The sequence below is a fragment of the Nostoc sp. C110 genome (assembly GCF_043099725.1).
In the GTDB taxonomy this organism is placed as follows: Bacteria; Cyanobacteriota; Cyanobacteriia; order Cyanobacteriales; family Nostocaceae; genus Nostoc; species Nostoc muscorum_A.
In genome coordinates, this window is sequence record NZ_CP171148.1 from 3,791,663 (window position 1) to 3,804,419 (window position 12,757).

The 12,757-nt window shown below is 43.3% G+C and carries 7 protein-coding genes and 1 CRISPR repeat array; of the genes, 6 read left to right on the forward strand and 1 reads right to left on the reverse strand.

All coding sequences use genetic code 11. The features are described 5' to 3' along the window. Nucleotides 1-11 precede the first annotated feature (11 nt). The 5 genes from ACFFRD_RS21660 to cas2 all read left to right on the forward strand — a co-directional run bounded on the left by ACFFRD_RS21660 (nt 12) and on the right by cas2 (nt 3,578). Entirely contained in the window at nt 12-632 is a 621-nt protein-coding gene (locus ACFFRD_RS21660; RefSeq protein ID WP_392477347.1) for a 2OG-Fe(II) oxygenase, read from the forward strand. Continuing rightward, nucleotides 622-1,479, forward strand: a complete 858-nt coding sequence (cas6, locus tag ACFFRD_RS21665; protein ID WP_392477349.1) for a CRISPR-associated endoribonuclease Cas6 — start codon at nt 622-624, stop codon at nt 1,477-1,479. The genes ACFFRD_RS21660 and cas6 overlap by 11 nt, the downstream gene beginning before the upstream one ends. Nucleotides 1,480-1,510: 31 nt before the next feature. Beyond that, complete coding sequence (gene cas4, locus ACFFRD_RS21670; RefSeq protein WP_392477351.1) at nt 1,511-2,104, forward strand: CRISPR-associated protein Cas4; 594 nt, start codon at nt 1,511-1,513, stop codon at nt 2,102-2,104. Between the two features lie 168 nt (nt 2,105-2,272). Further along, nucleotides 2,273-3,277 carry a type I-D CRISPR-associated endonuclease Cas1d gene (cas1d, locus tag ACFFRD_RS21675; RefSeq protein ID WP_392477353.1) on the forward strand — a complete coding sequence of 335 codons (1,005 nt, stop codon included), beginning with the start codon at nt 2,273-2,275 and terminating at the stop codon, nt 3,275-3,277. 13 nt (nt 3,278-3,290) lie between these two features. After that, complete coding sequence (cas2, locus tag ACFFRD_RS21680) at nt 3,291-3,578, forward strand: CRISPR-associated endonuclease Cas2 (RefSeq protein WP_392477355.1); 288 nt, start codon at nt 3,291-3,293, stop codon at nt 3,576-3,578. A 268-nt stretch (nt 3,579-3,846) separates the two neighbouring features. Continuing rightward, nucleotides 3,847-4,737: a CRISPR direct-repeat array (repeat unit 37 nt; unit sequence ATTGCAATTCATTAAAATCCCTATCAGGGATTGAAAC). Between the two features lie 27 nt (nt 4,738-4,764). Here cas2 and ACFFRD_RS21685 read toward each other — a convergent pair. Continuing rightward, complete coding sequence (locus tag ACFFRD_RS21685) at nt 4,765-11,385, reverse strand: HAMP domain-containing protein (protein WP_392477357.1); 6,621 nt, start codon at nt 11,383-11,385, stop codon at nt 4,765-4,767. Nucleotides 11,386-11,816: 431 nt separating this feature from the next. On the opposite strand from ACFFRD_RS21685, the gene ACFFRD_RS21690 reads away from it, so the two are divergent. Next, nucleotides 11,817-12,506: a Uma2 family endonuclease gene (locus tag ACFFRD_RS21690; RefSeq protein ID WP_179074774.1), complete on the forward strand. Its 690-nt coding sequence runs from the start codon at nt 11,817-11,819 to the stop codon at nt 12,504-12,506. Nucleotides 12,507-12,757: the final 251 nt, after the last annotated feature.

The following is a 12,757-nucleotide window of genomic DNA, read 5'->3' on the forward strand; positions in this document are numbered from 1 at the left end:
CTCTATCCCCAGTGAAACACTATCAACAACAATCCAACGCCTTCCCCAGCGATTACCTAAACAACTTGTGGGGAGAAATCCAAGCTTGTCCTTACTTCGCTATCAACAACCTCAACCGCGATTTTGTCGCCACTAAAGGATTTTCTGTAGTATTTCAGCGCTCTGGATTACCAAAAGTAGAACAGCAGTTTCCCTACTTCAAGCCTTACCTCGATTTGGCTCTCCAGCCCAATTGTAATGCTTTTTACCTCAATCCTTTACAGCTAAAAGAAGGCTCCCGCGTCGATCCGCATATCGATCGCTCCTTACGTTCCTACTCCAAAACCATTGAACCGCCTGCGGTTGTCAGTGTTCTTTATGTGCGCGTACCTGCGGATATGGAAGGGGGAGAACTGGTATTGCGATCGCACAAACGCCAACTTGGGCAAATTAAGCCCCAATTCAATACTTTAGTTTATTTTCAAGGTGATTTAACCCATTCGGTTAACGCTGTCAAAACCCCAGGAAATCGCTTAAGTTTAGTTTGTGAACAGTATAGTTTGAGTGATGCTGAACTCCAGGAAATCCCTGAGTTTACTGTAGAGTCAAGAAGCACTCAGTCTACAACCAAAAAAAGAAAGTATGCCTCATAGTTTAGTGTTGAACTTGCTACCTCAATCGCCCATTCCACCACAGTATCTCACAGGTAGACATCTCCACGCCCTATTTTTAACCCTCGTTAGTTCTGTAGATAGCACATTGGGCGATCGCTTGCACGATTCCACCGCAGATAAAGCTTTCACTCTCTCTCCCTTACAAATTAATTCCCCCCTTTTGAAGGGAGGTAAGGGGGGATCTAAATTGCAATATTCACATCAACAACCCATTCCCGCCGGAACTCCTTGTTGGTGGCGCATCTCTTTATTAGATGACACTCTATTTGGCAAACTTACCCAACTCTGGCTAAATCTTAATCCCAATCGCCCTTGGCATCTTGGCCCGGCTGACTTGTATATTACCAGTATTCAAGGCACACCCCAATCTATTCAACCTTGGGCAAATGCCAGTTCTTATGCTCAATTATATGAAGAAGCTAGCGATGTCTGCGACGGGCTACGCCTACGCAATTCTTCCATCAACCTTAGCTTTTCCACGCCTACCGCCTTCCGTCAAGGACAGTATGACAGTACCCTTCCTACCAGAGAATCTGTCTTTAATTCCCTACTTTCGCGCTGGAATAAATACAGTGGTATAGAATTCTCTCAGATTGCGATCGAGTCAATATTTCCCTCATTTGTCAACATTCACACAGAAATATTAGCTGATTCTCGCAGCAAATTTATCGGCATCCTTGGCGAAGTTACCTACAAGATTTTAGGGACAGTTGAACCAATACAAATTAAGCAAATTAACGCTTTAGCTGACTTTGCTTTATATACTGGTGTCGGCAGAAAAACAACAATGGGTATGGGAATGATGCGACGGCTGTATTCTCCCTAATTTCAATAATTATTTAAAAACCATTTAAGTTATGAACCAAAGTGAATATATTTCTATTGCGGCATTGAATCAATATGCCTATTGTCCGCATCGCTGTTGGCGGATGTTTTGTGCAGGGGAGTTTATTGATAATCAATACACAATTGAAGGCACAACCTTACACGATCGCGTCCACACTACAAGCGATATACAGCGAGGAGAAACTTGGCAAGTTCGGGCAATTTGGCTCAAGTCTGAACAATACAAGTTAATTGGTAAATCTGATTTAATTGAAGCCGAATCTGGTCAAGTTTATCCAGTGGAATATAAACGAGGACGTAAAGGCGAATGGGATAACGATGAGTTGCAAGTTTGTGCCCAAGCCTTATGTTTAGAAGAGATGACAGGACAACCTGTTACTACTGGATATATCTATTATGCCCACTCGCATAAACGGCAATTAGTAGAGATTAATGCAGAGTTACGACAAAGTGCGATCGCTACTATTGAATCTGTGACAAATCTCCTAGAAACAGGAGCAATGCCAAAACCAGTTTACAGCAAACGCTGCCAAGGATGCAGTCTTTATTCGCAATGTTTGCCCAAAGCAACCGATAAAGTCAAAAGTTATCAAGAAGTAAATTAAATCATACCCCAATACATTTCAGATAATCCCAAAACCATCATGTAGAGACGCGATTTATCGCGACTTGAAAGACCAATCATCTACACAACAAGCCTTGTTAAACCGTATTTAATTATACCCGATAAATCTATTTACTCAATCCCTAATTATTACTAGGAAGAATCAAAAATGGGAACACTTTACGTAACACAAGCCGATGCTTTTATCGGTAAAGTTGACGAACGTCTCACCGTTAAAGCTGAACAAAAAACAATCTTGGATATCCCTTTAATTAAAATAGAAGGGATTGTAGTACTAGGACGGGCTACTATTTCTCCTGCCGTCGTCAATGAACTTTTAGAACGTCACATTTGTTTAACATTTCTCACACAAAACGGACGATATTTAGGACGTTTAGAACCAGAAGCTACTAAAAATATCTTTGTTCGGAAAGCCCAATGGCAAGCTGTGGGAGAATCAGAACCAGCAATCCATTTAGTCAGAGGATTTGTCCGGGGTAAATTGAAAAATTACCGCCATAGCTTACTTCGCACTCAGCGAGAACATCCTGATACTGACCTGAATAATAACATCACTCGATTGGAAAACGCGATCGCACCAATTGAAAAAACTAGCAGTATTGATTCCCTTAGAGGCTTAGAAGGTGCTGGTAGTGCAGCCTATTTTGGTTCCTTTCAAGAGCTAATCAAAACCCCAGAATTCCGATTTGAAGCCAGAAACCGCCGTCCACCAACCGATCCGGTTAATGCCCTACTGAGTTTTGGGTATTCATTACTACGCCATGATGTGCAAAGTGCTTTAAATATTGTTGGCTTCGATCCATATCTAGGATACTTACACGTTGAACGTTATGGTAGACCTTCCCTAGCTTTGGACTTGATGGAAGAATTTCGTCCTTTAATAGTGGATGCTGTAGTGTTGTCGCTGATTAACAAGCGATCGCTAACCCTAACTGACTTTACCACCGAACCGCTTAGTGGTGCTGTGTCTTTAACCAAAGAAGGACTGCATACATTTCTTCGCGCTTATCAACAAAAGAAACTATCGAGTTTCAAACATCCAGTTTTGGGAAACAAATGCACCTACCAAGAATCCTTTGAAATTCAAGCGAGGTTACTGGCTAAATACCTCATGAACGAAATCGATAAATATCCTCCTTTAATTCTCAAATAATTCCCCCACTCACATGTATATTGTTGTCAGCTACGACATTCCAGAAGATAAGCGTCGGACAAAAATCCATTCGATTCTTAAATCTTATGGACAATGGATGCAACTGAGTGTGTTTGAGTGCAATATCACTTCCACTCAGTATGCTAAACTGCGATCGCGTTTAGCTAAATTGATTAAACCCGATACCGATAGCGTGCGCTTTTATTTTCTCTGTGGCTGTTGTCAGCGAAAAGTCGAACGCATTGGCGGAGAACAGCCACGAGACGAAACAATTTTCTTTGCTGAGTCCCCTTCTGGGTAGGTTTCTGTATGTAAAATGCGCGGAAGGGTAGGTGTACAAATTCCACAGGTCTAAAAAAGTGCTTCTATTCAACCTCCAGTAAGGTTTTCAACCCATTAATCGCCTAATCCTCATCCGCGCAATCTCTGAAATGCTTCTCAAAATAGGGTTTTAGCTTTTAAAGTTTCCTGGCGCTCTTTCCAAACGAATTCTCTAATGCTATGATTGCCCTTGAATCGCGCAACCGCACCTTGAAAACTAAATACAGCTTGGCTTTCAGCCTCCCGCTATTGCAATTCATTAAAATCCCTATCAGGGATTGAAACGTGTTGGAGTAGCATCAGGAGGATTTCCAGTTCATTGCAATTCATTAAAATCCCTATCAGGGATTGAAACTTTCAAGCCTTGAGAATGAATCAAAGCAACTGAAATTGCAATTCATTAAAATCCCTATCAGGGATTGAAACACGAGATTTACCTATCAGCATCAACAATCTTGCATTGCAATTCATTAAAATCCCTATCAGGGATTGAAACTTCTGGGCACACCTGATCGATTATGGCTGCCATAATTGCAATTCATTAAAATCCCTATCAGGGATTGAAACTTTGGTGCTTCCCCTAGTGCTGCTGCTATTGAAATTGCAATTCATTAAAATCCCTATCAGGGATTGAAACCCTTCCTCAATCAAAGCGTACATTGTGCGTAAACTATTGCAATTCATTAAAATCCCTATCAGGGATTGAAACAGCCAGAACACAATAAAGAAAAATAAAATCACCGATTGCAATTCATTAAAATCCCTATCAGGGATTGAAACAACACTAAGCTAAACAACAACTTTTCTGTGGCAGATTGCAATTCATTAAAATCCCTATCAGGGATTGAAACTTGGAAGTACCCAATCTACTTGAATTTAAAGGCAGATTGCAATTCATTAAAATCCCTATCAGGGATTGAAACAAGAAAATTTAATACGATTAAAATATGACTCTAGAATTGCAATTCATTAAAATCCCTATCAGGGATTGAAACGATCCCAATTCTTTCTGGCAACTTATGTATGTGGTATTGCAATTCATCAAAATCCCTATTAGGGATTGAAACTAATCGCAAAAATCCCATTACAGCTTCCCTTACGAATTGCAATTCATCTAAATCCCTATTAGGGTTGAAATCGTTGCCCCCTGCCTCCTTTAATTTAACTTACCGATATAGCCAAACACGCAATAGTGAAAGCAGTTGTTCAGTATCTACGGGTTTGGTGATGTAGTCTGATGCACCGGCTTCAATACACTTCTCGCGATCGCCTTGCATGGCTTTAGCTGTCAGTGCAATAATCGGCAAAGATTTAAATTGCTCGTTTTGGCGGATTAAGCTTGTTGTTTCGTAACCGTCCATTTCTGGCATCATTACATCCATTAAAACAACATCAATATCTGGTGTATTTTCTAACACGTTAATCCCCTCTCTGCCGTTTTCAGCGTATAACACTTGTATTTGATAACGCTCCAGCATACTTGTTAGCGCGAAAATATTACGCATATCGTCGTCTACAATTAGCGCTTTCTTGCCAGCAAGTAAGTAATCTATGGAATGCAATTGTTCAAGTATTTGTCGTTTGGGTGCAGGTAAATTTGCTTGGACTCGGTGTAAAAATAATGCCGTTTCATCGAGGAGACGTTCGGGCGATCGCACATCTTTAATGATAATTGTTTCGGCAATCCGTCTCAGTTCGGTTTCTTGAGCTTTGCTAATATCTCTACCGGTGTAGACAATGATGGGCAATGTTTTGCCGTGAGGTAGAAGCTTAATCTGATCGATCAATTCAAACCCGGTCATGTCGGGTAGCCCTAAATCGAGGACGAGGCAATCAAAATGCTGGGTGCGGATGGCTTCTAGGGCTTCTGCACCTGTGGCAACAGCAGTAGTATGAACATCGCTGTTGCCAATTAATTCGACAATGCTATGCCGTTGAGTGTCATCGTCTTCGACTACCAGTAAATTTTTTACCTGGCGCTCAACAAAACCTTTAATTTTGACCAATGCTTCGGATATTGTCTCGCTGCTTAAGGGCTTTTGCAGATATGCGATCGCACCTAGTTGCAAACTGCGTTGTTGCCCTTCTTCAACGGTCATAATGTGTACGGGAATGTGGCGGGTATTTGGGTCATGTTTCAGACGATCCAATACCGTCCAACCATCCATTTCTGGCATTCGGATATCTAGTAAAACGGCTGAAGGATGGAATTGCTGCGCTAATGCTAAACCTGTACTGCCATTTTGGGCTGTTATCACCTTAAATCCATGCTGTTGCGCCATCTCTATAAGGATGCGGGCAAAATTCACGTCGTCCTCGACGATTAACAAAACGCGATCGCCCATGCCAATAGTAGCGCGATCGTCATTAATCAGTGATGTTAGCGGATAGCTAAGGTTTAGCCCGTGCTGAGTGCTGAGTGGGGAGTGGGGAGTAGGGAGTAGGGAGTAGGGAGTAAGGAGTTGTGTTGATGTAGGCTCAACATTCAATTGGGGGAAAAAGAATGTAAAGGTGCTACCTTGACCGGGTTGACTTGTTAGTTTAATTTCGCCGCCAAAGAGACGGGCGATTTCGCGGCTAATTGATAAGCCTAATCCAGTACCGCCGTATCTGCGGCTAGTAGAGCCATCGGCTTGCTGAAATGCTTCGAAAATAACTTTTTGCTTGTCGGGAGCGATGCCAATCCCTGTATCGCTAACTGAGAAGGCGATGACATTTTGAGCGCGATTTAAAGTTACTTGGTCGTTGCTCCATCCCTGTTTCGCCACCGCAATCTGCAAGCGGACTTCCCCTTGCTCTGTAAATTTAAAAGCGTTGGAGAGGAGATTTTTTAACACTTGTTGTAAGCGTTTGACATCTGTATAGATGGTTGTGGGTAAGTCGGGAGTAAATTCAATTGTGAATGCAAGTCCTTTGCTCTGAGCGATTTGCCGGAAGGTGCGCTCAATTTGTTCGCCCAACTCTACCAAAGGCATTTGGGTTATGTCAATTGACATAGTTCCAGATTCAATTTTAGCGAGATCCAGAATGTCATTGATTAATGCCAACAAGTCAGTACCGGCTGAGTAAATTGTCTGGCTGTATTCAACTTGCTTGGCGGTGAGGTTGTGATCTATGTTATCTGCCAACAACTTGGCCAAAATTAACAAGCTGTTTAGCGGTGTCCGCAGTTCGTGGGACATATTGGCGAGAAATTCTGATTTGTATTTTGAAGAAAGGGCGAGTTGTTCAGCTTTGTCTTCCAAAGACATTCTTGCTTGTTCGATTTCTCGATTTTTGCGCTCGACTTCTTTCTTTTGCATAGCTAACAACTCTGCCTTTTCTTCTAACTCAGCGTTAGTTTGTTGCAGTTCCTCTTGCTGTCCTTTGAGTAAATCTTCAGAGGCTTTGAGTGATTGGGCTTGTTCTTCTAAGCGCTTGTTAGTTTCTCTGAGTTCGCTTTGCTGGGTTTGGAGTTCTTCAGCCAAAGATTGCGATTGCTTGAGTAATTCTTCTGTTCGCATGGATGCTGCGATCGTGTTGAGAACAATCGCTATACTTTCGGTAAGCTGGTCGAAGAATGTCAGATGAATTTCGCTAAAGCGGCGGAAAGATGCTAATTCTATGACTGCTGTCACCTGTCCTTCAAAGAGTACAGGTAATACCACGGCATTAAGTGGAGAGGATTCTCCTAAACCAGAGGCAATTCTCACATAATCGCTTGGTACATCTGTCAACAGAATCCGCTCTTTTTCTAAAGCGCATTGTCCCACCAAACCTTCACCTAAGTGGAAACGGTTAGCTAGATGTCTGCGTTCGCGGTAAGCGTAGCTACTAATTAGTTTTAAAAACGGTGTATTTTCCCCAGACTCCATCAGGAAGAATACGCCGTGTTGCGCTCCTACTAAGGGTGCTAGTTCTGAGAGAATTAGTTTAGATACGGTTTCTAAGTCTCGCTGCCCTTGCAGCATTCGGGTAAACTTGGCTAGGTTAGTTTTTAACCAATCTTGCTCAGTGTTTTTCTGCGTTGTCTCCCGCAGATTGGCAATCATCTGGTTGATGTTGTCTTTGAGTATCGCTACTTCCCCTAGTGCTTCGACGGCAATTGAACGAGTTAAATCACCTTTAGTTACAGCTGTAGCAACTTCTGCGATCGCTCGCAACTGAGTTGTCAGTGTAGCAGCAAGTTCGTTCACATTATCCGTCAAATCTTTCCAAGTTCCAGCCGCGCCAGGTACTCTAGCTTGTCCGCCTAACTTCCCTTCAATTCCTACTTCCCGCGCTACTGTAGTTACCTGATTGGCAAATGTCGCTAGAGTATCAATCATCTCGTTGATTGTCTCTGCCAAGGTTTCAATTTCTCCCTTAGCATCTAACATCAGTTTCCGTTTCAAGTCTCCGTTAGCAACTGCCGTTACAACTCTGGCAATACCGCGTACTTGTGCAGTTAAGTTACCCGCCATCGAGTTAACGTTATCTGTTAAATCTTTCCAGGTCCCTGCAACACCTTGGACTTGCGCTTGTCCGCCTAACTTCCCTTCAGTTCCCACTTCCCGCGCCACCCGCGTTACTTCACTGGCAAAGGAACTAAGTTGATCTACCATCGTGTTGGTAGTATTCTTCAAGTCTAAAATTTCGCCTTTGGCATCGACGGTAATTTTTTTAGATAAATCGCCATTCGCTACCGCTTTCGTAACTTCGGCGATGTTGCGAACTTGTCCGGTGAGGTTCCCCGCCATTGAGTTCACGTTATCCGTCAAATCTTTCCAAGTCCCAGCAACTCCTCTGACGTAAGCTTGCACGCCCAATTTACCTTCCGTTCCCACCTCACGGGCAACCCTGGTAACTTCTGATGCAAAAGAATTTAACTGATCCACCATTGTATTAATGGTGTTTTTAAGTTCTTGAATTTCACCTTTTACATCGACGGTAATTTTCTTAGATAAGTCGCCGTTTGCGACGGCTGTCGTAACTTCGGCAATGTTTCGCACTTGTGCCGTCAAACTTCCCGCCATGAAGTTTACACTGTCAGTTAAATCCTTCCAAGTGCCGGCTACACCTTTGACTTCTGCTTGTACGCCCAGCTTACCTTCAGTTCCCACCTCACGGGCAACTCTTGTAACTTCACTTGCAAAGGAATTTAGTTGATCCACCATCGTGTTGACGGTATTTTTCAACTCTAAAATTTCACCTTTGACATCAACGGAGATTTTCTTAGATAAGTCGCCATTAGCTACAGCTGTGGTAACGGCGGCAATGTTTCGCACCTGTGCCGTTAAACTTCCCGCCATGAAGTTCACGCTGTCAGTTAAATCTTTCCAAGTTCCAGCGACACCGCGCACATCTGCTTGCACGCCTAGTTTACCCTCGCTTCCCACCTCACGGGCAACCCGCGTCACTTCACTTGCAAAGGAGTTGAGTTGATCCACCATTATATTGATGGTATTTTTAAGTTCGAGAATTTCGCCTTTGACGGCAACAGTAATTTTTTTAGATAAGTCACCATTTGCGATCGCAGTTGTCACTTCGGCAATGTTCCGCACCTGTGCCGTCAAGCTTCCCGCCATGAAGTTTACGCTGTCCGTTAAATCTTTCCAAGTGCCGGCAACGTCTTTGACTTCTGCTTGTACACCCAATTTACCTTCAGTTCCCACCTCACGCGCAACTCGCGTTACTTCCGATGCAAAGGAACTGAGTTGATCCACCATCGTGTTGATGGTATTTTTGAGTTCCAGAATTTCACCTTTGACATCAACGGTAATTTTCTTAGAAAGGTCGCCTGTTGCAACCGCCGTAGTTACTTCCGCAATATTCCGCACCTGCGCCGTCAAACTTCCCGCCATGAAGTTCACGCTGTCGGTTAAATCTTTCCAAGTGCCAGCTACACCTCGAACTTCTGCTTGCACCCCCAACTTACCTTCACTTCCCACCTCACGGGCAACCCTTGTTACTTCTGATGCAAAGGAATTGAGTTGATCCACCATTGTATTAATGGTATTTTTCAACTCCAGAATTTCACCTTTCACATCGACGGTAATTTTCTTGGATAAGTCACCTGTTGCAACCGCCGTAGTTACTTCGGCAATATTCCGCACCTGTGCCGTTAAACTTCCCGCCATGAAGTTCACGCTGTCGGTTAAATCTTTCCAAGTGCCAGCCACGCCGCGCACATCGGCTTGCACACCCAGTTTACCTTCACTGCCCACTTCGCGGGCAACCCTTGTTACTTCTGATGCAAAAGAACTGAGTTGATCCACCATGATATTGATGGTATTTTTGAGTTCCAGAATTTCACCTCTAACATCGACGGTGATTTTTTTGGATAGATCACCATTTGCGATCGCAGTTGCAACTTCGGCAATATTTCGCACCTGTCCGGTAAGATTACCCGCCATTAAATTAACGTTATCGGTTAAATCTTTCCAAGTCCCCGCAACTCCCCTGACTTCTGCTTGTACGCCCAACTTCCCTTCAGTTCCTACCTCACGGGCAACTCTTGTAACTTCACTTGCAAAGGAATTAAGCTGATCCACCATTGTGTTAATAGTGTTTTTCAACTCCAGAATTTCACCTTTCACATCGACAGTGATTTTCTTGGATAAATCGCCATTCGCCACAGCCGTTGTCACTTCCGCAATATTCCGCACTTGTGCCGTCAAGCTTCCCGCCATGAAATTCACACTATCGGTAAGGTCTTTCCACGTACCCGCTACCCCGCGAACTTCTGCTTGACCGCCTAATTTTCCTTCAGCACCCACCTCACGCGCAACTCTTGTTACTTCCGATGCAAAGGAATTAAGTTGATCCACCATGATGTTAACGGTGTTTTTCAACTCTAAAATTTCGCCTTTGACATCAACAGTAATTTTCTTAGATAAGTCACCGTTTGCTACCGCCGTTGTCACTTCCGCAATGTTACGGACTTGGGCTGTTAAATTTCCTGCCATCAAGTTAACGTTGTCAGTCAAATCCTTCCAAGTACCTGCAACTCCTTTAACTTCGGCTTGTACGCCTAACTTACCTTCAGTTCCCACTTCACGGGCAACTCTTGTCACTTCACTCGCAAAAGAATTAAGTTGATCCACCATTGTATTGACGGTGTTTTTCAACTCCAGAATTTCGCCTTTCACATCAACAGTGATTTTTTTGGATAAGTCACCATTGGCGATCGCAGTTGCAACTTCGGCAATGTTGCGAACTTGTCCGGTGAGATTACCCGCCATTAAGTTAACGTTATCAGTCAAATCTTTCCAAGTGCCAGCCACACCTTGCACTTCAGCTTGAACGCCTAACTTTCCTTCAGTTCCCACTTCACGGGCAACTCTTGTTACTTCCGATGCAAAGGAACCAAGCCGGTCTACCATCGTGTTGACGATATTAGCAGTTTGGAGAAACTCACCTTGGAGAGGTCTACCATCAATTTCTGTAGCGATCGTTTGGGATAAATCACCATTAGCAACCGACCGAATTACCCGCGTAGTTTCAGCTGTTGGTTGAACTAAATCTGTAATTAGAGTATTGACAGAAGTAACGCAATTTGACCAAGAACCACGAACATCTCCCAGAGAAGCACGTTCAGCAATTTTGCCTTCTTTGCCGACAACGTTACCAATTCGCTGTAGCTCCGCCGCCATCCGCTCATTTTGGTCAATAATATCATTGAGCGTGTCAGCTATTTTCCCCGCCACACCAGTATGATCTATAGGCATCCGAGCCGAGAAGTCACCCTGTTTAACAGCATTCAGCGTTCTTAGTAGCTGATTTAAATCGAGATTGTCGCTGTCTCTAGTTAACTGTTCGGTTGCCATAGCCGTATCCTTAATCTTAATTCTTGAGTAATTTTTTGTATTTTTTGCACCCCGTACCTAGTGAGATAACTTTTAGGTAATGCGGATCATAATACAGAGCAGGGAATAGAAAATGGATCAAACTAATTTTTATGGGTGCGAGTGTAAGCAGTTTATAAAGACTACTAACTAAACGGTATTACCGTCGATATATCTGGCACACCACTTTACCACTTAGCTAATGATAGCTAGTTGGACGCTGTTATGCAGCATCAATTGTCGGCGATGTCTAACTTGGGCAAGTAAGCGATCGCACAGTAGAATACACGGTGACAATTAACATCACGTTTTTTGATTTTTGGAATTTGAGGCAAGAAGCAAATCAAGAAATTCTAAGTGATAACTGAGGTTTGCTAAAGTCAGAAATATCCGGCAACTCCAAGGATTGGCAAATGGTTAGAGAGTACTCAGCCCAGAAACATCTGCCTCCGCTTGAAAGTGGCGATCGCCTAACTCGCCCTGAATTTGAACGGCGTTATGCGGCTGCACCCCATATCAAGAAAGCAGAACTGATTGAAGGAATCGTTTACGTGGCATCTCCATTAAGACACGAGCAACATGGCAAACCCCACAGTCGGATGATAACTTGGTTAGGAGTTTACCAATCACTGACTCCTGGCGTTGATTTGAGTGATGCCCCAACCGTCAGACTAGATTTAGACAATGAACCCCAGCCAGATGTAGTGCTGTTTATTGAACCAGACGCAGGCGGACAAACCCGTTTAAGCAGCGACGGTTACATTGAAGGATCTCCCGAATTGATTGTTGAAATTGCAGCGAGTAGTGCCGCTATTGATAGAGGCAGTAAAAAGCAGGTTTATCGCCGTAATGGGGTGTTGGAGTACGTAATCTGGCAATCTTACGAGAATAAAATTGAATGGTTTTGCCTAATTGATGGCGACTATCAATCGCTATCTCCCGGTGCAGATGGAATTATTCGCTCTCAGGTGTTTCCGGGTTTGTGGTTAGCGGTGGAGGCGCTGTTAAACAATCAGATGGTGCGAGTGTTGGAGGTAGTGCAAGCAGGGTTGAAGTCGCCGGAACATAATGCGTTTGTGCAGCAATTGAACAAACAGGAATAAGCTGTTCCACATTTAACTTGCATAAATAGGGCGCTCATGTTGCCCACCCCACAAGAAAAGATAAATTCATAAGTTCATTACAACAATTGCTGCAATGATTTAAGCCTTTCTTATATATGGAAGAGTATTTGTTGCAAAGTATTAAACAATTGCTGCAACGGCTTATACATTTGCAAGAAAGGCTTAAGCATTTCTTATATATGGATGAGTATTTGTTGCAAAGTATTAAGCATTTGCTACAACGGCTTATA

Bases quoted from the DNA above. Each gene is read 5' to 3' on its own strand.
- ACFFRD_RS21690 (WP_179074774.1), top strand. From the start codon at position 11,817: ATGGTTAGAGAGTACTCAGCCCAGAAACATCTGCCTCCGCTTGAAAGT.
- cas6 (WP_392477349.1), top strand. From the start codon at position 622: ATGCCTCATAGTTTAGTGTTGAACTTGCTACCTCAATCGCCCATTCCA.
- ACFFRD_RS21685 (WP_392477357.1), bottom strand. From the start codon at position 11,385: ATGGCAACCGAACAGTTAACTAGAGACAGCGACAATCTCGATTTAAAT.
- cas2 (WP_392477355.1), top strand. From the start codon at position 3,291: ATGTATATTGTTGTCAGCTACGACATTCCAGAAGATAAGCGTCGGACA.
- cas1d (WP_392477353.1), top strand. From the start codon at position 2,273: ATGGGAACACTTTACGTAACACAAGCCGATGCTTTTATCGGTAAAGTT.
- cas4 (WP_392477351.1), top strand. From the start codon at position 1,511: ATGAACCAAAGTGAATATATTTCTATTGCGGCATTGAATCAATATGCC.